The sequence below is a fragment of the Leeuwenhoekiella marinoflava DSM 3653 genome (assembly GCF_900129005.1).
Taxonomy (GTDB): Bacteria; Bacteroidota; Bacteroidia; order Flavobacteriales; family Flavobacteriaceae; genus Leeuwenhoekiella; species Leeuwenhoekiella marinoflava.
Window position 1 is genome coordinate 1 of record NZ_FQUN01000016.1, and the last position, 21,709, is coordinate 21,709.

Genomic DNA, 21,709 nt, shown 5'->3' on the forward strand with positions numbered 1-21,709 from the left:
TTCATAATAGATAGGATTTTAGATAACTAACCAGTATCCAGATAACCATCGAACCCCTGATAATAGGTCTAAAAACCTGAATTTCCATCTGATGCCGTTCTGGAGATAACTGACGGGGGCTTTTATCAAATAAAGTATAAGCCCACAGCTTTGAGTAGCGTATAATTCGCCCCCATCAGTTTGGTCACAGTTTATTATTATTGGGGCTATTCCCCGATAGAAAGTTAACAATTACGGAAACTCACTAACATATAAATAATCCCTAAATAAAGTGCGTTCGCAAAACTAAGGGGAGTAGCAAGAGGGTAACACGCGATGCGATGTTAAGTACTCCTTTTCCTTGTTAATCATCTGATTTTAAAACACTTAAAAATCAATCGATTATTTGAATTTCTACAATTTGCGACAAATGCCCCGAAAGCGCCCATTTTTAGGGAAGGATTTGCGACAAATCGGCGAATTATGGACTCATTTACCGGCATTAGGTTCAAAAAGGAAACGGCGAAACGTTTCCAGCAATTTTCAAAAGCACACTTCAAATCTCATACCGAGGCAATGGCCACGATGCTCGATTTTTTCCACTACAACGAGATATCCCCACGGGAAAAACTGGGCCCGACCGGAAGGACGATCGAGGCCAATTTAAAGAAACGGATCAATGCGGTAATTGCCATAATGAGGGATATGGAAAAGACCCAGACGAAACCCACCGTGGCGATGATCGAATCCCTTTTTCAGACCGAAGAACCCAAAAAGAAACCCTTGATCTTAGAGAAGAAATTTGTGGAAGAAAAGAAGGAAGTACGCTTCCGCGAAAAACGAAATCAAAAGAACGAACTGTAAATTTTTGAGCTATGTATATTACGATCACACCTCAAAAACTTGGCGGTAATTACTCCCAAAGTTCGGTCGATTTTGTGGGCTATCTGGAAAAGGAAAATCAAGGTCTGGAGCAGGAGGATATGGAGCATTTTTTCAATCAATATGGCGATGAAATATCGGCCGAGGAAGTGGTAAAAGATATTGATGGAAACGGTGCCAAACTGAAAAAGAAAGAACCGAAATTCTATTCGATTACCGTCAGCCCTTCTAAATACGAATTGAACCGATTGCAGAACAGTAGCGATGATCTGAAAAAGTACACCCGTGAGCTGATGAAGGATTATGTGCAATCGTTCAATCGCGAAATCAATGGGCGGCCTGTAAACGTAAATGATATAAAGTATTATGCAAAAATAGAGCATCAACGAACGTTTAAGGGTTTAGTATATTTTTTATCACTCCAAATTCATTACTGGAAATCAAAAATTAATTACACTATCCAATGCATCGTCAGCATCTTTATGAATAAAGTTAGCTTGATAGTTTATGGTGGTAGTAATATAAGAGTGCCGATATAGTTTTTGAAGCATTATATTTAAATGAGTGGCTACTAGCCTAAAAAATTGCCATGATAAACTTTGTTATTTATACAATCAATTTTAGTCATAGTTTGTTATATATTATTAGTGTCTTTGCAGGAATTAATTTTTATGTTTTTATTAAAATTTGAGTAACTAATCAGTATCTAATATAGTTGTTTTTGGCATGACAAAAAGACCTTGAAAAATTTTTGCTTCATGCCATAGTCGGCAAGAATATTAGTTCAATATTTTTGCTTTTGTACTTTCATGGTGTGAATATCGAAGCACTTATAAGGCATCTTGAAGCATTGGAGAAAAAAGTGGAATCCCTTGAAAAGGAGAATACTTTTCTAAAGGATCGCCTGGCTAAATATGAATATACCAAGAACAGCCGTAACAGTTCTATACCACCTTCTAAGGATGAGAACCGACCTCTAAAGAATCAAAGCTTGCGAGTCCCTACTGGTAAAAAGCCGGGTGGACAAAAGGGGAGACAGGGCAATGCCCTTGAAATGATAAGCTTTACGGATGTGGTTATTGAGTTACAACCGGAGTATTGCAATGTCTGTGGTGCATCCTTGCAGGATAGGTCCCCTATCAAAGAAAACTCCAGGCAAATAATAGATCTCCCACCCATAAAAGCAGTCTATACAGAATACCGGACATTCAGCAAAATATGCGGTTGTGGATGTCAAACTACTTCGGGCTTTCCACAACGCGTGAATGCCCCTATAAGTTATGGAGAAAATATCGAAGCACTTATTGCTTATTTCCATGCTCGCCAACACTTGCCCTTTGCCAGGATGAAAGTAACTTTCAACAATGTTTTTGGAGTCAATATTAGCGAAGGGGGCATCCATTATCTACTCGGGAAGTTTGCCCAAAAAACCACTCCGATGTACCAAATCATAAAACAACGGGTGCAGCAAAGCCCGGAAGTAGGCACGGATGAGACCGGGGTCAAGGTCAATGGCAAGAAGCATTGGTTCTGGACCTGGCAAACCTCCAAACTTACTTTTATTGCTCATTCAGATAACAGAGGGGGCCAAACTATCGACAGGGAATTCCTCTTGGGATTTCCCCAAAGCACTTTGGTACACGATGGATGGAAAGCACAGCTTAAAACCGCTTCCTAAAACCATCAAAGCTGTTTGGCGCATTTGAGCCGTACGCTGAACTACCTTAACCAGCGGTATCCTAAGAATAAATGGAGCAAAGATTTTAAAAAACTTCTTGCACGGTTCCTAAAACTTAAAAACAAATTGGACCTTCAAAACCGGGAACATCAAATTGAAAGAACCTCCATTGTAAAGCACCTGACTTACTGGAACGGCCTCCTGATAAAAAACATAAAGAGCTTTACACTTTTTACAAAAGAATGCGCAAAGAAAGGCATAGCCTCTTTACCTTTCTCTACTTCAAAAACGTGCCGCCAGATAATAACGCCTCGGAGCGGGCCATACGCAATGTAAAGGTCAAACAAAAAATATCATGACAGTTCAAAAAAGAACAAGCAGCACAGAATTTTGCTAAAATAAGATCGGTAATAGATACAACCATTAAAAGTGGGGCAAATGTCTTAAATAGTCTTATTTTTATAGCAGAATTAGGTACAGAAGTACAAACTGATTAGTTACAAAAAAAAGATTCTAATTTTATAACACCGTAACCTAAAATTATGCGTATTCAAAAATATGTACATTCTTGCATTTTAATTTCTGAAGGTGATAAAAAGTTGCTTTTCGATCCGGGAAAGTTCACCTTTCAGGACAAGCTGGTAGCTCCTGAAACCTTTAAAGATGTAGATTTTATAATTTTAACCCATGATCATCTCGATCATATAGATATTGATGCGTTAACCCTAATCTCCAAATTATCGGGAGCCGATATTTATGGGAATTCAGAAGTGACGGAGGCATTAAGCGCCCAAGGTCTAAAAGTTCATCTGTTTGAAGAAGGACAGAAAATCCTGGGTTCCTTTAAAGTGGATGCTTTAGTTACACCCCATCAGGAAATATTATCTGAAAAATGTCCTAAAAATACCGCTTACCTAATTAATGATAAAATTTTAAATCCCGGCGATTCCTTCAGCAACAAGCTCCTTAGGTTTAAAGGTATCCATTGCTTGATTTTACCCGTGATGGCTCCTTTTTTAACTGAACTGGATGTTTATCATTTTGCGTTAAAAATGAAGCCCGAAATTATATTTCCGGTCCACGATGGATTTGCCAAACCTTATTTTTTAAAGCAACGCTATAATACTTATCTCCCTTATTTTAAAGATGAAGGGATCCAATTTCTGACTTTATATGAAATTGGCGATGGGATTTCTTTCTAAGATTTCAAAAATAATTATTGCGAAGATGCTTTTTCTGCAATAAATATTACTTTTGTTTATAATGTTCGATTACAAACTTCAGGTATTTTATTCGGTAGCTACCCGTTTAAGCTTTTCGAAAGCTGCGGAAGAACTTCATATTACCCAGCCGGCGGTTACCAAACACATCAAAAACATTGAACTTCATTTTAAACAACGCTTATTTGAACGAAAAGGTAACAGCATAAACCTTACTCCGGCTGGGATAACCCTTTTGCAGCACACCAAAACGATTTTTGGCCAATATAAGGCGCTGCAGTTCGACATGAACGCGCTTATAGATCAAACGGAAGGTGTTTTAAGAATAGCCGCCAGCACTACGGTAGCGCAATATGTGCTTCCGGAAGCTCTTGCTAAATTTCATAAAAAATTCCCCAAGGTAAGTTTAACCTTACTAAATGCCAATACCGAAAATGTGGAAAAGGCGATCTTGACCGACACGGTAGAATTGGGATTTATTGAAGGCTATTCCAAAAATCGGGAAATTGCCTATCATCCATTTTTAAAAGATGAAATTGTATTGGTAGTGGCCAATGGTCATTCCTTGTTTAACACGCCTGCTATGAGTGTAAAAGAATTGGTTGATAAGCCTTTAGTGTTAAGGGAAGAAGGATCCGGAAGTTTGGAGATTATCCTGGAAGCACTGCAAAAACAAAGCGTAAGCTTGCAAGATTTAACTATCGAAATGCGCCTGGGTAGTTCCGAAAGCATTAAAACTTATTTAAGCGATAAGTATAGCATGGCTTTTTTGAGCGTTAATACCATTTTAAAAGAACTAAAATCGGGAGAACTGGGAATTATCGATATACAGGATTTTTCGATAGAGCGGCCTTTTCATTTTATCTTTAAGCAAGGCCATCAGTCGGCATTATCTACCTTGTTTCTAAATTTCCTGCAACACCATTATAACACTAAGTTATAATAGATAACTTTTTATCATTTGCGTTCCCTCTAAATCCCGGCTACATTTACATCGGATTAAGCATTAATGTATTGTTTTTATGCCTTAAAATGTAACTCTATGAATTTTAAAAAAATCAGTCTTTTTGGAAAAGACTTTACCGGTTCAAAAATAGCTTTCCTTCTTATAGCTTCCCTATGCTTAACTCCACTCATTTCGCCACCTATTGCCCTGGCGATAGGATTGGTGGTTGCTCAATTAATAGGAAACCCCTTTAGCAGCCTGAGCCATAAAGCCGTAAATTGGTTATTGAAAGTTGCTGTAGTGGGATTGGGTTTTGGAATGAGTGTATCGAGCGCCCTACAAGCCGGGAAGGAAGGTTTTTTATTTACGGTCGCATCGATTAGCCTTACGTTAACTTTGGGCTTACTTTTAGGAAAGTTGTTCGGCATCGATAAAAAAATATCCAAACTTATTTCGTCTGGAACGGCAATTTGTGGGGGAAGTGCCATCGCGGCCATTTCTCCTATAATAAAAGCCGATGCCAAGCAAATTTCTGTATCTATGGGAATTGTGTTTTTACTGAATTCTATCGCGCTGTTTATCTTTCCTTCTATTGGGCATTACCTGCACCTTACGCAACACCAGTTTGGAATTTGGTGTGCTATTGCTATTCATGATACAAGTTCGGTAGTAGGTGCTGCAGATGTGTATGGCCCAAAGGCCCTGCAAATTGCCACTACCGTGAAACTGGCAAGGGCTTTATGGATTTTACCGGTATCCTTGCTTTTTGCGGTATTTTCTAAAGGAAGCACCAAAAAGATAAAAGTGCCCTATTTTATTGGGTTGTTTATATTGGCAATCGCTATAAACACCTATGTGCCTGCGGTTCAGCATGTTTCAGGTTATATAGTGCAAGGCGCAAAGATGGCCTTAACCCTAACCCTTTTTCTAATTGGTACCAGTCTTACCGCTAAGTCGTTGAAAGTTGTAGGTTTAAAACCACTTTTACAAGCTGTTATTATATGGGGTTTTATTTCGATAGGCTCTTTAATGGTGATATTGCATACTATAAATTAAAACGGCAAGCATTTTTATTAATGATTCCGTAACCTTAACACAAAAATAATTATGAAATTTTTAAAACTAAAAATGTCAGTAAAGATCTGGGCATTAGTATTGGTCTTATTTAACCTTAGTTGTAATACTTCGGTTAAGAAAGATGTTAATAAAAAAGAGGAATCTTCTTCGAAAAGTGAATTGTTACAACCCAAAATAAAATATTCTCCCAAGGATGGAATAATTCGAATTTACGGCGCCGGCGGTCCACAAACGGCCATAATTCGAGCTGCTAAGGTCTTTGAAAAGGAAACCGGGAATAAAGTTGTGGTTAAATTTGGTCCCGAATCTAAATGGACGGCCGAAGCTCAGGCTGATGCAGACATTATTTGGGGTACTGCGGAACAATCTATGACGGCATTTTTACAGACCTATACCGAGTTTAAAAGTGAAAATGTGGAGCCCATTTACCTCCGTCCTGCGGCAATTGCAGTTCAAAAGGGAAATCCTAAGCATATTAGAGGGATTAAGGATCTTTTAAAACCAGGAATGCGGATTGTGGTGGTAGAAGGGGCTGGAGTTTATAACACTTCTGGAACCGGGGTCTGGGAAGATGTCGTGGGCCGAACTGGGAATTTAGAAGATTTGAAGGAATTTCGTAAAAACATTATCAATTATGCTATGGGAAGCGGTGCCGGGTTTAAAGCTTTTAAAGAAGAAAATGCCGATGCCTGGATTACTTGGAATTATTGGGTAATCACACATCCAGAGCAGGCCGATTTAGTAGAGATCGAACCAGATAGGGCTATTTATAGAGATCTTACCGTGGTAACGAATAATAAAGCAGATGCTGAAGCTAAAGAGTTTATAAAATTTCTAAAAAGTCCACCTGCGGAAGAAATTTTTAAATCTGAAGGCTGGATCCATTAAACGATTTTAATACCAATTCTATATATCCATTAAATTATTTATATCATGAAAACCTGTGTAAATTTATCAACGATACTGCTTTTTTTGCTGGCACATTCGGTGTTTGCACAAAACGCGAAAGATTACGAACATCGTTACGATGCCCCCTGGGAGACTTCCCCGCTTGCAGGGACTGTATTTACAGGATATGGGATCGATAATGCGCCAGATTTTCATGGCGATGTAAATAACCCCGATCTTGTGGTTTTCTTTGCGGGTAATCAATATATGGCCGTTCCGGAGCTTCTGGAAGCTTTCAGAAAAAAGTATCCTAAATACAGCCGGGTATTTGCCGAAACAATCCCTCCCGGAATAGAAGGGCAACAACTGGAAAGCGGAAACCTTATTTTGGGGAATATGCGGATAAGCCTTAAACCAGATATTGTTACCGCCGGAAAAGGAAAAATTGAACAAGGGGAAAAAGAAGGCAGGTTTATAAAAACCCTGGCTTACGCAAAAAATAAATTAGCCATTATGGTTGCGAAAGACAATCCTAAAAATATTAAAAGCTTATACGACCTGGGTAGAGCCGACGTAAAAATAAGCATGCCCAACCCAGAATGGGAAGGTATCGCCACCCGAATTATTAAAGCTTATGAAAATGCGGGCGGAAATGATCTTAAAACCCATATAATGAACGAGAAGTTAAGTAAAAATACCACTTATCTTACCACGATCCATCATCGCCAAACTCCCTTAAGGATTATGTACGGGGAGTCTGATGCCGGCCCGGTTTGGTATAGTGAAGCCTATTATCAATCTTCACTTACCAACCATCCAATAGATATGGTTGCGATTCCAGATGCTATTAATGTAGAAGCCACATATATGGCGGGTCAATTAAAAACAGCTCCCCATCCGGAAGCGGCCAGTGCATTTATGGAATTTTTAACTTCGCAGGAAGCAGTGCAGATTTATAAAAAATACGGATTTAGTTCTGTAAATTAAGGCTTTTAAATTAATTAGTATAACCCACGCATAATATGAAAATTAAAAACTTATTGCTCGTTTTTTTCCTTACAATTCTAACCTTAAATTTTGCTGCGGCACAAGAATGGCAAACTCCCGTTATCGACGGTTACGGAAAGGTGAAATACTTTAAAGATGCGGGAATTCAACCCGAGAAAGATAAGGAGTATAAAATCCTTTATCATTTAACTTCAAAAAATGAAAAGGAAGGGGTAAATGCCGGTCTGTGGCATATTGCGCGACAGGTAAATTTATTTGGAGTAACCGGGGTGCCTTCACAAAATGTTAAAATAGTTGCTGTAATTAGCGGCCCCGATACCGATATTGTAATGTCTGATGATGCCTATATGAAAAGGTACCAAAAGAAAAATCCCAACCTCGATTTAATGAAAAAGTTAACTGATTACGGGGTAAAAATCGAAGTTTGCGGGCAGGCAGCTGCCGAACACAATATAGACCCTTATTCAGAATTAAATAAATATACTGATTTCACCCTTTCTGCGCTTATAGATATTCCTACCTATCAAATGCAGGGCTATGTAATAATGTTCTAAAAACGAAGCAATTTTTCCTGAATACCCACTTTTGGCCTCTCAAGCTCAATAATTCGAGCTCAATCCCGGATTTTATAATCTCCAGGTATTTAATTCGGGAAGAGGGAATTAAACCACTCATGAAATAATTATGGAAGATTTAAAATCGGTCGTTAAAGCCATTACCTATTTGTTTGGTACCTGTACAGCATTAATAATTGTATTATTTGCCGGCGCTTACCTTTATAATTCGAATCCCTCGTTGTTTGCACAAAAACCAACTATCGCCACAGTTTGGAAACCTAAAGATGTGGAGGCCGAATTCAGTTCGGGGAATATGCCGAATAATGTAAAATACGGGTATCAACTTATCTCCGAAACCCCAAAATATATGGGGCCCATGGCAAAAGACACTTCTATGAAGTATGCCGGCAATAATCTGGCATGTATGAACTGCCATTTAAAGGCTGGTACACAGGCAGGATCTGCTTCCTGGATTGGGGTGACTAACAGATATCCGAAATTTAGCGGTCGTTCCAATAAAATGAGTACAATAGAAAACAGGATAAACGGCTGCATGGAACGTAGTATGAATGGTAAAAAACTTCCAACCGGTTCCCGGGCTATGAAAGCTATAGTAGCCTATATGGAATGGTTAGGAAAAGATATGCCCAAGGAAAAAGAAAAGGAATATAAAGGATATGCAGAAATCAGCCTTCCGGATACTGCCGTAAACCTGGCGGAGGGAAAATCGCTATTTGCAAAGGAATGCATGGTCTGCCATGGGCAAAATGGAGAGGGGGTAAAACTGACCGATAGCACCAAAGGCTATCAATATCCACCATTGTGGGGGGCCGACAGCTATAATAACGGGGCCGGAATGCACCGGGTTATAACTTCGGCAGAATTTATTAAAGGAAATATGCCTTTCGGACAGGCTACCTGGAACCATCCAAAATTAACCGATTTAGAGGCCTATAATTTGGCAGGTTACATCAATAGCTTTAGCCGACCTCTAAAAGAAAACACCCAGTCAGACTATCCCGATAAAAAGCAAAAACCAGTTTCTACTCCTTACGGGCCCTGGACAGATCCATTCCCACCTTCTCAACACGCCTTGGGGCCTTTTCCGCCAATTATTAAATATTATAAGGAAAGATACCAGCTGGTAAAAACAAAATGAAAAAATTTTATATTTTTTAAGGCCTTTTCAATGAAGGTTTAGGAACGAAAAAACAGCATAAAGAGAAATACTAACATACTCATTATTGCGGTAAGCAGAAAGGTAAGCGATGCCCCGTAAAATGTCCATAACAAACCGTCTCATCACAATGGGTACAATGAAAATGGATGTGCAGATCTTGGTCAATTTCACAATTGTACCCTACTTCACAAAGTGCATATTTTGGTATTCTCGTTCCATCGTGTATTTGATGTACGATTCCGCTCGTTTCAAAAGTCATAATGGTGCGGGATAATGTTGCGCGATCAGCCTTTACAAAGGCATTTTCGATCTCGGTCAGGGCAACGGCCCTATCGAATAGTAGATCAAACTTTTGGTGGCGAGCCTCTTCATAATCCCCATTTATAACCCATTCCATAAATGCTTTTTATATAATCTTCACAACCGGCACGGGAAAGCTTTTTTTTCAAATTATTGATGTGTGCGTAGACAAAATCGTGGTTGTCCAGCATATCGGCCATATCCCCGGATAAATGTTCGGCGATCGACCCTTTTGAGATGAATCTGCTTTCATTGCCGATGAGGAAGAGCAAAAGGCGATATTCTTTTTTAGTGATTTTTATGGGTTTTTTATTAACGGATACCGACTTGGCCATAAGGTCTATCTGCAATTCATTGAACTGAATAATATTTGTATTCTCAAAATTTTTCCTGCGCATCAACGAATAAATACGTGCATTAAGTTCCGAAAGATGAAAAGGTTTGGACAGATAATCATCCGCCCCAAGCTGTAGGCCTTTGATCTTGTCTTCGACCCTGTCCTTGGCGGAAATAATGATGACGCCATCCTTTTTATTTTCCCTCTTGAAGGCTTCAAGGAGCTCAAGGCCATTCCCTCCCGGCAACATAAGGTCCAAAAGGATACAGTGATACCTGTAATCAAATAGTCTGGAAAGGCTTTAGTCCCAGCAGTCTATTTTATTTTTTAAAAAATAAAAATCCATTTTGGCCGGGAATACTGTTGAACAATCAGCAGGTCTGGACTAATTTTATCCGTTTCAGAAATTGGAAATAAAATAGGGGATTTGTAAATAATAATCTTAATTTTGCACACTTAACATACAAAGGCGATGGAGTTCGCCAAAACCGCCCAAAAAGCTAATGACTCCTGCTCAATTTAATCTAAAACGATTATGGGTAGGATTTTTTTATTGGTGGGCGCAGGGGGTTTTTTGGGCAGTATTGCAAGGTATCTCATTGCAATATGGCTGACCAAACACTTCCCATCCGCGTTTCCTTATGGAACATTTGCCGCAAATATTTTGGGCTGTCTGTTGATCGGGCTGGTATTTGGCCTTGGGCAACGCTTTGAATGGCTCACGCCGGAAGTACGCCTTTTCCTTGCCACCGGTTTTTGCGGGGGCTTCACCACTTTTTCCTCCTTTACTTTAGAAAACACAATTTTACTTCAGAATTCCAACTACCTCACTTTTGCCATCTACGCAATAAGTAGTTTCACGCTTGGCTTATTAGCTGTATTTGGGGGAATAACTTTAACAAAAATATGAATATGAAAAACTTTAATCCTTGGCACCACGTGCCCATCGGAAACGGACAACCTGAAATGGTTCAGGCAATTATTGAAATCCCCAAGGGGAGTAAGGCTAAATATGAACTGGATAAAGAAACTGGGATGCTCCGCCTGGACCGGGTGCTGTTTTCGTCGGTAAACTATCCCGAAAATTATGGGTTTATCCCCCAGACTTTGGGGGAAGACCACGACCCGCTTGATATTTTGGTGCTTTCGCAAATCGATGTGCAACCGCTCTGTATTTTGGAGGCCAAAGTAATCGGGGTAATGCGGATGATCGATAATGACGAAGCCGACGATAAAATAATCGCGGTCGCGAAAAATGATATGAGCGTAAACCATATCAACGATGTTTCAGAACTGCCCAAACACTTTGCCCTGGAGCTCAAAAACTTTTTTGAGGATTACAAAAAGCTGGAAAATAAAACCGTCCGGGTGGAAGAATTTCAAAATGCGGCAATGGCGAAAGAAATTATTCAACAAGCAATCACCGATTATCAACAAGAATTTAAAAACTAAAATTATGAAAATTCAAAAACTCATTGCAAGGGAAGTTTTGGACTCCCGTGGAAATCCAACTGTGGAAGCAGAAATTACTTTAGAAAAAGGATTTTTTGGCCGTGCCATCTGCCCTTCCGTTGCAAGTACTGGGGAAAAGGAAGCTGTTGAACTCCGGGACGGGGGCAAAACGCGATACAATGGCAAAGGGGTATTAAAGGCGGTAAACAACATTAACCAAATTATCGCACCGGCCCTTTCCAATAAGGTGTTCGATAACCAACAGGAGTTGGACAATTTTCTAATGGAACTGGACGGCACCTCCAACAAATCAAATCTTGGCGCCAATGCCATACTGCCCATTTCTATGGCATTTGCCAGAGCGGCAGCAGCATTTTCGAAAGAGCCTTTATACCGTTATTTGAATACCGATGGAAAATTCACAATGCCGGTGCCCTGTATGAACGTGATAAATGGCGGGGCTCACGCCGATAACAATGTGGATTTTCAGGAATTTATGATTGCCCCCCATAACGCCCCCGCTTTTTATGAAGCTATCCGAATGGGAGAAGAAACTTTCCACGCCTTGAAAAGTATCCTGAAAAATAAAAATTACTTTACCGGGGTTGGCGATGAAGGCGGGTTTGCACCTAATTTAAAATCAAACGAAGAAGCGATTGAAGTAATTCTTGAAGCTATTGAAAAAGCAGGCTATAAACCGGGCACCGATATTTCCATTTGCCTAGATCCCGCAGCGAGCGAACTATGGCAGGAAGGGAACTATGTTTTATTTAAAAGCACTCAAAAAAAATATTCAAGCAACCAGCTCATTGATCTTTGGAAAAGCTGGGTAGATCAATATCCCATTATTTCGTTGGAAGATGGAATGGCGGAAAACGACTGGGAAGGATGGCAGACCCTGACAAATGAACTGGGGAGCAAGATCGAATTGATCGGGGATGATCTGCTGTGTACCAACAAAAGACTTTTACAGGAAGCCATTGATAAAAACGCCTGTAATTCCATTCTCATCAAGTTGAACCAAATAGGTACAGTTACCGAAACCTTGGAAACAATAGCATTGGCAAAGAAGAACAAATACAGTTTTTTCATTTCCCATCGAAGCGGGGAGACCGAGGATACTTTTATCGCAGATTTGGCCGTGGCAACGGCAGCCGGAAAAATAAAAACGGGAAGCGGTAGCCGTGGCGAGCGCATTGCCAAGTTCAATCAACTCATCAGGATAGAACAGGAATTGGGCAAAGAAGCTGTGTTTACGGGGATAAAAGCCTTTAAAAATAATTAATTAGGCCGTATGAATCTGAAAAAAATTAAAGAATCTTTAGCCTCAATAGAACAAATACCCTCCCTTCTATATCTTTTAAAGTGGATCTTGATCTGCTTGTTAATAGGTGCCATTGCCGGAAGTATTTCTGCGTTTTTTCTTTTAAGCCTGGAATGGGCAACTGCCTGGCGGGAATCCCATTTATGGATTATTGCCTTATTGCCCGTAGGTGGTTTTATAATTGGTCTTTCTTATCATCTATATGGAAATAGTGTCGTTAAGGGCAATAATTTATTATTGGAGGAATTTCACTCCCCAAAAAAGATCATTCCTTTCCGGATGGCACCTTTAGTGCTGTTCGGAACTGTTCTCACCCATTTCTTCGGGGGGTCAGCTGGTCGTGAAGGGACGGCAGTTCAGGTAGGTGGCGCAGTGGCCGACAGGTTTACGAAGCTGTTCAAACTTTCAAGACGAAACCGTAAAATTATGTTGATTGCCGGGATAAGTGCCGGTTTTGCTTCGGTGTTTGGAACACCCTTGGCCGGGGGAATCTTTGCCCTTGAAGTTTTGGTATTGGGGCGTATAAGATTGGATGCTATTATCCCAAGTTTTATGGCGGCTGTTTTTGCTGATTATTTTTGCAGGATTTGGGGCGTTTCCCATACCCAATATCATATAACCGAAGTAGCTAATATGAACCCGGCAAATTTGTTATGGGCATTATTGGCAGGGATTATTTTTGGCCTGGTAGGGATGCTGTTTTCCAAATCGACCCATTTCTGGAGCGATTTGTTTAAAAAATACATCAATTATCCGCCTTTACGACCGGTAATTGGTGGGGTTATTTTGGCAATCGCTATCTATTTTATGGGAACCACCAAATATATAGGGCTTGGCATTCCAACTATTGTCGATTCTTTTAATATTCATCTCAATTCTTATGATTTTTTATTAAAAGTTTTGTTCACCTCGTTTACCCTTGGCGCAGGCTTTAAGGGAGGTGAAGTAACCCCTTTGTTCTATATCGGGGCTACATTGGGCAACGTTTTGATTTGGTTTATTCCTTTGCCAATGGGTTTGTTGGCGGGTATGGGATTTGTGGCCGTTTTTGCCGGGGCAACCAATACGCCCATTGCCTGTACGGTAATGGGAATAGAACTTTTCGGAATAGAATCAGGTGTCTTTATAGCGTTAGCTTGTAGTACTGCTTATTTATTCTCCGGCCATTCCGGGGTTTATTCCTCCCAAATTATAGGAAGCCCAAAGCATCCGGTTTATACCCGCGAAAAAGGTCTTCAATTAGCTGAAATTAAACATAGACGAAATAAAAACAATAATAAATGAAAAACCACATAACCATCAGGATTTACTTTGAATACGGTCAAAAAATAAAAAACCTTTCTTTTTGGAACAGATTGAAGGCCGGCGATTTTGCTTCAGAATTGATAAAAAAAGCCAAAGCTTTTGATTTAGATCAGGCGTTGAATTTTAACGTGAGCAAAGGGTATTTTGAAAAAGGAAAAATTCACTGGGGAATTAGTGAAACAAGGCATTATAAGCATCCGCACGTGGTAGAACTCACTGATACAGAAGAAAAAATCAATGAATTTTTACAACATCAAAAGCTATTGCTTGAGGAAACAAAAATCGTAGTGGTAAAAAGTGAAATTGAATTGAAAAAATAAAGAATTGAATAGGTCAAGCTTTATCAATATACGATCTAAGAAAAATTATGGCAATTAACCCATTAAATAGAAAGAACATAAAAATAAGCATTGGGATAGGCATTTTTCTTTCCATTCTTGCCTTCTTTTTTATTCCAAACCTGGATATCAACACACTTAAGGTAATCTATCTTAACAGGGATCAATCTTTGGACGAAACCTTTAGGATTATTACAAATTTGGCGTACCCGATAGTCTTTAGTATTCCTGTTTTTGTATTAATAAAGGGATTGATAAAAAAGGAAATAATCACAATCCAAAATATGCTGTATGTCATCATTTCAATTTTTGTTGCAGTCGTTATTGTTACGTTGTTTAAGTATGGCTTCAACAGAACAAGGCCATTCATTATCTATGATTATTTAGAAAAAACCAAAGAAAGTTTAAGCCCTTCATTTCCCTCTGGTCATACAACGCTAACATTTGCTATGGTGGCTGCCCTGGTTAATGTATATAAAAAATGGTTTTTAAAATTGATTTTATTTATCTGGGCAATATTGGTAGGCTATTCCCGATTGCATTTAGGTTTGCATTATCCGAGTGATGTATTGGGCGGAATTATTATTGGGGTATCATCTGCTTTGCTTTGTTATAAAATGAGGCAAAATCTCATTAATAAAAAAAAGTTGCTTTTAAGCTCTGATTTCAAACCCCTTTAAGATATGATAGAAAATTTAAATTCATTGGACACCAAGCTTTTCCTTTATCTTAACGGAAAGCACAATGCTTTTTTTGATCCGATTATGTATTGGGCAAGTGATAAACTGTTTTGGATACCCTTTTACACTGCAATCGCAGCTCTTTTGATTTGGCACTACAAAAAAAGAAGTATCCCGATTTTCCTTGCCATTGGGATTCTTATTACTTTGGCAGATCAAATAGCCTCGCACCTTATAAAGCATACGGTAAAACGCTTGCGGCCATCTCATAATTCGGCATTGGAAGGATTGATACATTTGAGCAAAGCCGGGCCGGGAGGCCAATATGGTTTTGTGTCGTCCCACGCGGCCAATGCTTTTGCCCTTGCTGCATTTTTATTTTTCATTTTACCAAAGAAATTCAATTGGTTAAAATGGATATTGGGCTTTTGGGCATTATTGGTTTCCTACAGTCGGATATATAATGGTGTCCACTATCCGGGTGATGTAATAATAGCGGCTTTGGTAGGAATAGGTTTAGGCTATTTAATGAGTAAATTGTATTTTTTCTATAAGAGTAAAGCAGAAAAACAGTTTTCAAATGTTTAAAAATATAACCCGTCTGGTCTGGATACTTTCCCTGGTAAGTATGTTTGCCGATATCGCAAGCGAAATGCTGTATCCCATTATTCCCGTTTATCTTCAAAATATTGGGTTTTCCATATTTTTAATAGGTGTTCTGGAAGGACTAGCCGAAGCGACCGCAGGACTTAGCAAAGGCTATTTTGGAAACTGGAGCGACAGGATAGGAAAACGGATGCCCTTTGTACGGGTGGGCTATTTTTTGAGCGCGCTCTCCAAACCGATGATGGCCGTTTTCGTTTATCCGATCTGGATATTTTTTTCAAGGACTATTGACCGCCTCGGGAAAGGTTTTCGTACCGCCCCAAGGGACGCGCTGCTTTCGGGAGAGGCCACATTAAAGACCAAAGGGCAGGTATTTAGTTTTCATCGGGGCTGGGACACCTTGGGCGCGGTATTCGGCCCTGCACTCGCACTACTGTTTTTATATTTTTATCCGGGCCAACTTAGGTGGCTTTTTTATATTGCTTTTGTTCCGGGGATTATTTCGGTAGGCATTACCTATTTTAGAAAGGAGAAACCATTGCCAACAAAAAAGCAAAAAAGTTCCCCAGGGTTCTTTTCATTTTTTAAGTATTGGAAAATTGCAAGCCCCACCTACAAAAGGTTAATTGTGGGGCTTATTACTTTTTCCCTTTTCAATAGTTCGGATATGTTGTTATTGCTCAAGGTAAACGAGGCCACGGGAAGCGAAAACAATGTCCTTATGGTCTATATCTTTTATAACCTGGTCTATGCCCTTGCCGCATTTCCGCTTGGTTTATTGGCAGACCGTATCGGTATAAAAAAGATTTTCCTTTTTGGACTGATCCTTTTTTCGGGGATTTACTTCGGAATGGCAGAAGCGGGAAACAATACCCTTTTTTATGTTCTTTTCGGGATTTATGGAATTTATATGGCAGCCACCGAGGGCATCTCAAAAGCGTGGGTGGCCGGCCTGGTCAAGAATGAGGAAGTGGGCACGGCAATGGGGCTTTTTGTTGCATTGCAAAGCATCGCTTTAATGGTTGCAAGTGCATTTGCAGGATTGTTATGGACATTTTACGGGGCATCGGCCACCTTTCTGCTTACCGCAATAATGAGTATCTTAGTATTTCTGTTTATGTTGTTTTTTGTTCCCAAAACCAAAAATAAAATGGAACATCCACAATAACTTTTTTAATTCAAAAATAAATAGATATGGCGTACAAGAAAATTTTAATTGCCGTGGATAGCAGTGAGTATTCAATGAAAGCCGCTAAAAAAGGCTTGGAACTCGCTCATCAATTAGGGGCTAAAGCAGCATTGCTTTTTGTAATCGAAAAATCGAAAGCACTTGGCAATGTAGATGCCGGGATCACACACGAACAGGCCTTGATCGTATTAAAGAAAGAGGCCGAGCAAACCTTGGATGAATTGGCCCAAATGTACAATGGGAATGAGCTTTTAAAATTTATGCCCGAGGGCAATCCGGAAGAGGATATCCTAAAAACCGCACAAAACTGGAAGGCCGATCTACTTGTACTGGGAACTCACGGAAGGACAGGGTTAAAACATCTTTTGATGGGGAGTGTTGCAGAACGGGTGATGCGCCATTCCAATATTCCGGTAATGATGGTTTCTTGAAAATTGGAATTAACACATTTAGCTTTTATTCTGAACTATTTGATTGGGGATACGCTTTTAAAAATCCAAAAACCGATAAACGCCCAAATCAAAATGATTATGCCCCCGATTACCCAATTGTTCTTTTTGTTCCAATTATAGTCCTTTGCCCTTGTCAAACACTCCGCTTTCACATCATCACGGATAAGCCTGAAAGCGAAATAAATGCCTATCGGCAACAAAATTAGATCGTCCAAATAGCCAATTATCGGGATAAAATCTGGAATAAGGTCTATGGGGCTCAGGGCATAGGCAATGATTAAATATCAATGCCTTGGCATACCAAGGTGTTCTTTTATACTTATAGGCCAAATGCAGTAGCACCAATTGTTGCTTTAACTTTTTTGCCCAAGCTTTTAGTTTTTTCATAATTATACAGAAAGTATTCAGATGCTAAAGGATTAGCACACAAAAAAAGACAACAAATAAAATTTGAATCTTTTTATTGTTTTTTAGTTTAAGATATTCATATATCTTTGTTCTCACGGATAAAATCGGTGCAAAGGTTACCTATTCGGTTACCTCGATTTATTGAAATAGACTAAGTGTCTGGTTATTAAAATATTGTCAAGTGGCAAGTTAGTTCTGCCACAATATTTTATCAATGCATTGCCGTAAGTAAAAACAATCGTCAAAAATTAATCACGCTATCCAACGCATCGTCAGCATCTTTGTGGATGAAGTTGGCCTGATAGTTTATGGTGGTAGTAACAGAGGAGTGTCGATATAGTTTTTGAAGCATCTGAATGGGGATTTTATCGCCCGAGATATTGCCAAAACTATGCCTTGCAATGTGCATACTCATTTTTTTTGTTATACCCAGTTTGTAAGCAATTTTTTTCAAGTGTCTATTTAGGTTTCGTGTTATACCTTGTGTTCTTACAGAAACCCTTTGTGAATCATTTAAATCAGTATCTTTAAGATAATGGAAAATTAAATCGTTATCAAGACTATAATTTTCTCGATATCTATCAAGTATAGCACTCGCCTTGTCGGGTGTTTTAAGGGTAACCAGTTTGCTGTTTTTGTTCATACGGTACATTAATCTACCATCATTGAAGTCAGACCATTTTAATTTTAAAACATCACCAACCCTTATGCCAGCGAAATAAAAACTAATGAGCCAGACGTGAACTGCTTTCTTTTGAGCCTCAGTTAAGTCTGTGGCATTCTCTAATTTTTGAATTTCCTTTCGATTCAGTCCAATTTTTTGTGATTCAGGAATTTTAATCTGAACCTTCCCTTTTCCAAAAGGATATCTACCCCGGTCAACTAATGATTCGGATATGGCAAGGTTATAAATGGTGCGTATTAGAATCAGATAGTTCACTACCGTTCTCGGCGAGCGTTTTTTATTGTGAAGTAAGTAAGCCTCAAATCGTTTGAGAAGTGGGACATTGAGCTCATTAAAAGATAACTCATTTTTTTTAAGAAAACCTTTGAACTTTTTAAGGCGACCAAGCTCAGTATCGTACTGATGATGCTTTTCTCTGTTCTTTAGATTTTCAAGATGCATATTTGCCACTGCAAAAAAATCAACTTTTTTATTTTGCCTTATATTTTTTTTTATCGCTTTGACTGTTTGATAGTCCGCATTGTTTTCGGCTTCTAAGACTTTTTTATTTGCCTCAGCAACTTTAGCAAGTATAAAGTTGTTGATGATATTGGCATTGGGGTGGGATTTTCTAACACATCTATTTTTCTCATCCCAGTACTTTTCTTCAATATGTTGCCCGGTTCCCAAATAAGAACTTTTTCTGTCTTTAGTAATCCTGATAGCTATCGGATAACGACCTTCCGGATTCTTTTTTTTGCGGAGTACTGCCTTAACTGTTGCCATAATAAAAACTTTAGATTATAAAGATAATAAAAAGAGGTACAACATAGGTACAACATTTAATGCTTTTAATTGATATTATTTGACTACAAGTTCTATTAAAATTTAATTAAAACATTGAATATCAGTATAATTGTGTTTTATTGGTCCTATACGGTTAAAAACTCATAACCCGAAGGTCACTGGTTCGAGTCCAGTTCCCGCTACTAGCAATGACAAGGCTTCACAGAAATGTGAAGCCTTTCTTTTTTGCAATGGGTACAGAATAGGTACAGAATAAATCCGTTTTCGATTTGACATTTCTCTTGATTTCAAATGATATTATTTTGTAATAAGAAATATTAATGAAGAAACCAGTACAATTGAATTTATGCGGTTCTGAGAGAAGAGTCTCGGTGGTAGACTTTCTCTTTTTTCTACTAAACTACCTAAAGGAAAGAACAAAGCAATTCTTCCTTGATTTTTTTGATGAGACTTGTTTTCAATAAATCCAAAAATCTAGCGAAATCCTCTTTACGTCCACGTATTTTCAGAAAACTACAGTAGTAATTTTCTAAGTCAATATCAAGAACCTTTTCAAAAGCGGTAGCCAAATCTTTGATATCTCCTTTTACTGCTCCAGATGCTATTAGAGCGTGTTTAGATAACAAAATCAAACTATTATTTCAATTCACACACAGCTTTTGAGAATGGTACGTAGTACTCCTATTGTATTGCGATAAATCATATAGACAATCTTCACCACAAACGATGTTTTTGTTAAGGTTAGATGCAAAGAGGTGGTACTATATTACAAGCATAGTAAAACCATATTCACCCACAGATTATGTGGAAAAGTGTGGTTGCAGTGTGGATTTAGTGTGGATTCAGTGTGGACTTACCTAGATTTAGTTCTGGTTGTATGTTGCGTTTTTGGGGGAGTGTGTTTCTAAGAGAGTAGGGTACCAGGGTACCGGTATGCCGTATTTTTCAATTATTCTGCATCGCAAAACAACTTATTCTGTTGCGGCAATGCTAAAGCTGTTTTCTATTGGAATTTCAGGTATAAAAAAAGGAGCTTTCTTCTTTGAAAAAAAAGCTCCTTTTAAAAATAGTGATGATCAGATTAATTAAAACCTATTTCTTTTAAACCCTTATGACTTATTTTAATCGCCTCTAGTGGCGTGTGATTAAAGGTTTGATCTTGTTCTACGAAGTAGTATTGCATCCCAGACTTTTCTTTCTCAGCTAAGATGCGGGCAAAGTCAATAGTTCCTTTTCCTACAGGAGCAAATCTTCCTTCGTCATCCATATCTTTTACATGCCAAAGCTTAAATCTTCCCGGGTATTTCTCAAAGTAAGCAACCGGATCGGCACCTGCTTTTATCACCCAATATAAATCCATCTGAAAGTTTACAAGCTCCGGATCTGTATTTTCTAATAGGTAATCAATTAAAGTAACTCCATTTTCTCCTTTTTTAAACTCAAAATCATGATTATGATATAGCAATTTTAAACCTGCTTCATTACACTTTTCACCTAAAGTGGTTAAAACGCCAGCGAGTTTTTCAGCAGTTCCGTCCATCCCCATTGTCATAGATTCAGCATCAAACGTGAACATTCCCATAGGAGGAACAGGTATTACAAAGTATTCAAATCCTGCAGCTTTTACATCAGCAATCATTTCATCAGCATTTTCTAGTGTTACAGAGCCTTGATGTGTGCTTACCGGGTGTAAATTAATTTCTTCAGCAAATGATTTAAAATCACTCGGAGTCATATTGTAAAAAAGACCGTTGTCGTAACCTGCAGCTTCAATATTTAAGTAACCGTCTGTCGCAACAGTTTCTAATGTTTCTTTAGGATCTTCTGTCATCGCATCTCGCAACGTGTATAATGCAAGACCGCCAAAATTAGCCGGCTCGCTTATTGTATCCTGAGTAATTCCTTCTGTGGTTTCCGAGTCTTTTTTCTTTTGTTCTCCACAAGAAAAAAGCAAAGCCGAAGCCATGAATGCACCTGCAAATTTTAAACTTCTAATTTTTAAAAGAGGGGTTTTCATAAATGTGTGTTTAATTAACTACCTAAAAATAAGTTTTTCCGGTTACCTTAGATTGCGATTTATTGATTTTAATATTTAAATTTTAGTGAATTAAAGAATTCAGCTTGAAAAATTAACGAATTAAATGATAATATAGATTGGCTATTATCTTGGAGCTATGCAATTACTTGATTAGATTTGTCGGCTGTTTGGGATATTAACTCAGTTGGTTCAGAGTGTCACGTCGACAACGTGGAAGTCACTGGTTCGAATCCAGTATGTCCCACAAAAAGCTCCTTTCAGAAATTGAAAGTAGCTTTTTTATGGTCTATTTATAAAAATACCCATTATCGGGTATTTTATGTAGACTTATTCAATTCTATATTGCAAATGAAATTAAAAATCATTGTCAAGGGTGAGGGTTTGATTTTATTGA

23 protein-coding genes, 1 tRNA gene, 3 pseudogenes and 1 riboswitch are annotated in these 21,709 nt (G+C 38.7%); of the genes and pseudogenes, 20 read left to right on the forward strand and 7 right to left on the reverse strand.

The genetic code is table 11. The features are described from left to right. Positions 1-462 precede the first annotated feature (462 nt). The 10 genes and pseudogenes from BUB91_RS14455 (at position 463) to BUB91_RS14505 (ending at position 9,394) form a co-directional block, all read left to right on the forward strand. On the forward strand, positions 463-843 hold the full coding sequence (locus BUB91_RS14455) for a BfmA/BtgA family mobilization protein (protein ID WP_073100007.1): 381 nt from the start codon (positions 463-465) through the stop codon (positions 841-843). Positions 844-854: 11 nt separating this feature from the next. Beyond that, positions 855-1,262: pseudogene (gene mobB, locus BUB91_RS14460) on the forward strand (MobB family relaxase); the annotation flags it as partial. Between the two features lie 470 nt (positions 1,263-1,732). Beyond that, positions 1,733-3,036 (forward strand): annotated as a pseudogene (gene tnpC, locus BUB91_RS21335) (IS66 family transposase); the annotation flags it as partial. A 45-nt stretch (positions 3,037-3,081) separates the two neighbouring features. Continuing rightward, positions 3,082-3,741, forward strand: a complete 660-nt coding sequence (locus BUB91_RS14475; RefSeq protein ID WP_073100009.1) for an MBL fold metallo-hydrolase — start codon at positions 3,082-3,084, stop codon at positions 3,739-3,741. A gap of 61 nt (positions 3,742-3,802) precedes the next feature. Continuing rightward, complete coding sequence (locus tag BUB91_RS14480) at positions 3,803-4,702, forward strand: LysR family transcriptional regulator (RefSeq protein WP_073100010.1); 900 nt, start codon at positions 3,803-3,805, stop codon at positions 4,700-4,702. A gap of 99 nt (positions 4,703-4,801) precedes the next feature. Beyond that, positions 4,802-5,761, forward strand: coding sequence for a YeiH family protein (locus BUB91_RS14485; protein ID WP_073100011.1), 960 nt, complete (start codon positions 4,802-4,804; stop codon positions 5,759-5,761). Positions 5,762-5,833: 72 nt separating this feature from the next. Beyond that, complete coding sequence (locus tag BUB91_RS14490) at positions 5,834-6,670, forward strand: extracellular solute-binding protein (protein ID WP_073100012.1); 837 nt, start codon at positions 5,834-5,836, stop codon at positions 6,668-6,670. 45 nt (positions 6,671-6,715) lie between these two features. After that, entirely contained in the window at positions 6,716-7,657 is a 942-nt protein-coding gene (locus BUB91_RS14495) for a molybdate ABC transporter substrate-binding protein (protein ID WP_073100013.1), read from the forward strand. Between the two features lie 35 nt (positions 7,658-7,692). Then, on the forward strand, positions 7,693-8,232 hold the full coding sequence (locus tag BUB91_RS14500) for a DsrE family protein (RefSeq protein ID WP_083557958.1): 540 nt from the start codon (positions 7,693-7,695) through the stop codon (positions 8,230-8,232). A gap of 169 nt (positions 8,233-8,401) precedes the next feature. After that, positions 8,402-9,394 carry a c-type cytochrome gene (locus tag BUB91_RS14505; RefSeq protein ID WP_254796107.1) on the forward strand — a complete coding sequence of 331 codons (993 nt, stop codon included), beginning with the start codon at positions 8,402-8,404 and terminating at the stop codon, positions 9,392-9,394. Positions 9,395-9,476: 82 nt separating this feature from the next. Here BUB91_RS14505 and BUB91_RS20655 read toward each other — a convergent pair whose 3' ends face one another. The 3 genes and pseudogenes from BUB91_RS20655 to BUB91_RS21500 all read right to left on the reverse strand — a co-directional run. After that, positions 9,477-9,812 (reverse strand): hypothetical protein, encoded by a 336-nt coding sequence (locus BUB91_RS20655; protein ID WP_254796108.1) that lies wholly within the window; start codon positions 9,810-9,812, stop codon positions 9,477-9,479. Further along, a complete protein-coding gene (locus BUB91_RS21495) occupies positions 9,784-10,113 on the reverse strand; it encodes a winged helix-turn-helix domain-containing protein (protein ID WP_317041350.1) in 330 nt (109 codons plus the stop codon). Before BUB91_RS21495 ends, BUB91_RS20655 begins: the two co-directional genes overlap by 29 nt. Positions 10,114-10,134: 21 nt before the next feature. Beyond that, positions 10,135-10,320, reverse strand: a pseudogene (locus BUB91_RS21500) (response regulator); the annotation flags it as partial. Positions 10,321-10,511: 191 nt separating this feature from the next. After that, positions 10,512-10,572: riboswitch (Fluoride riboswitch) on the forward strand. A gap of 15 nt (positions 10,573-10,587) precedes the next feature. Here BUB91_RS21500 and crcB point away from each other — a divergent pair. The 9 genes from crcB to BUB91_RS14555 are packed head-to-tail and all read left to right on the forward strand — an operon-like array spanning position 10,588 to position 17,377. Next, positions 10,588-10,962 carry a fluoride efflux transporter CrcB gene (gene crcB, locus BUB91_RS14515; protein WP_073100016.1) on the forward strand — a complete coding sequence of 125 codons (375 nt, stop codon included), beginning with the start codon at positions 10,588-10,590 and terminating at the stop codon, positions 10,960-10,962. 2 nt (positions 10,963-10,964) lie between these two features. Then, positions 10,965-11,504, forward strand: coding sequence for an inorganic diphosphatase (locus tag BUB91_RS14520; protein WP_073100017.1), 540 nt, complete (start codon positions 10,965-10,967; stop codon positions 11,502-11,504). Positions 11,505-11,508: 4 nt separating this feature from the next. Then, positions 11,509-12,789, forward strand: a complete 1,281-nt coding sequence (eno, locus tag BUB91_RS14525) for a phosphopyruvate hydratase (RefSeq protein WP_073100018.1) — start codon at positions 11,509-11,511, stop codon at positions 12,787-12,789. A gap of 9 nt (positions 12,790-12,798) precedes the next feature. Further along, a complete protein-coding gene (locus tag BUB91_RS14530) occupies positions 12,799-14,112 on the forward strand; it encodes a voltage-gated chloride channel family protein (RefSeq protein ID WP_073100019.1) in 1,314 nt (437 codons plus the stop codon). After that, on the forward strand, positions 14,109-14,453 hold the full coding sequence (locus BUB91_RS14535; protein ID WP_008612696.1) for a DUF190 domain-containing protein: 345 nt from the start codon (positions 14,109-14,111) through the stop codon (positions 14,451-14,453). The genes BUB91_RS14530 and BUB91_RS14535 overlap by 4 nt, the downstream gene beginning before the upstream one ends. A 47-nt stretch (positions 14,454-14,500) precedes the next feature. Then, positions 14,501-15,151, forward strand: a complete 651-nt coding sequence (locus BUB91_RS14540) for a phosphatase PAP2 family protein (protein ID WP_073100020.1) — start codon at positions 14,501-14,503, stop codon at positions 15,149-15,151. Between the two features lie 3 nt (positions 15,152-15,154). Continuing rightward, entirely contained in the window at positions 15,155-15,739 is a 585-nt protein-coding gene (locus BUB91_RS14545) for a phosphatase PAP2 family protein (RefSeq protein WP_073100021.1), read from the forward strand. Further along, positions 15,732-16,925: an MFS transporter gene (locus tag BUB91_RS14550; protein ID WP_073100022.1), complete on the forward strand. Its 1,194-nt coding sequence runs from the start codon at positions 15,732-15,734 to the stop codon at positions 16,923-16,925. The genes BUB91_RS14545 and BUB91_RS14550 overlap by 8 nt, the downstream gene beginning before the upstream one ends. A 26-nt stretch (positions 16,926-16,951) precedes the next feature. Continuing rightward, complete coding sequence (locus BUB91_RS14555) at positions 16,952-17,377, forward strand: universal stress protein (RefSeq protein ID WP_073100023.1); 426 nt, start codon at positions 16,952-16,954, stop codon at positions 17,375-17,377. Positions 17,378-17,412: 35 nt separating this feature from the next. Here BUB91_RS14555 and BUB91_RS21575 read toward each other — a convergent pair whose 3' ends face one another. The 4 genes from BUB91_RS21575 to BUB91_RS14580 all read right to left on the reverse strand — a co-directional run bounded on the left by BUB91_RS21575 (position 17,413) and on the right by BUB91_RS14580 (position 21,294). After that, positions 17,413-17,676, reverse strand: coding sequence for a YkvA family protein (locus tag BUB91_RS21575; RefSeq protein WP_317041351.1), 264 nt, complete (start codon positions 17,674-17,676; stop codon positions 17,413-17,415). A 371-nt stretch (positions 17,677-18,047) separates the two neighbouring features. Then, positions 18,048-19,256 carry a site-specific integrase gene (locus BUB91_RS14565; protein WP_073100024.1) on the reverse strand — a complete coding sequence of 403 codons (1,209 nt, stop codon included), beginning with the start codon at positions 19,254-19,256 and terminating at the stop codon, positions 18,048-18,050. A 425-nt stretch (positions 19,257-19,681) separates the two neighbouring features. Then, positions 19,682-19,903, reverse strand: coding sequence for an RteC domain-containing protein (locus tag BUB91_RS14570; RefSeq protein WP_164917868.1), 222 nt, complete (start codon positions 19,901-19,903; stop codon positions 19,682-19,684). 455 nt (positions 19,904-20,358) lie between these two features. Continuing rightward, positions 20,359-21,294, reverse strand: coding sequence for a sugar phosphate isomerase/epimerase family protein (locus tag BUB91_RS14580; protein WP_073100027.1), 936 nt, complete (start codon positions 21,292-21,294; stop codon positions 20,359-20,361). 190 nt (positions 21,295-21,484) lie between these two features. On the opposite strand from BUB91_RS14580, the gene BUB91_RS14585 reads away from it, so the two are divergent. Then, positions 21,485-21,559, forward strand: a tRNA-Val gene (locus BUB91_RS14585). Positions 21,560-21,709: the final 150 nt, after the last annotated feature.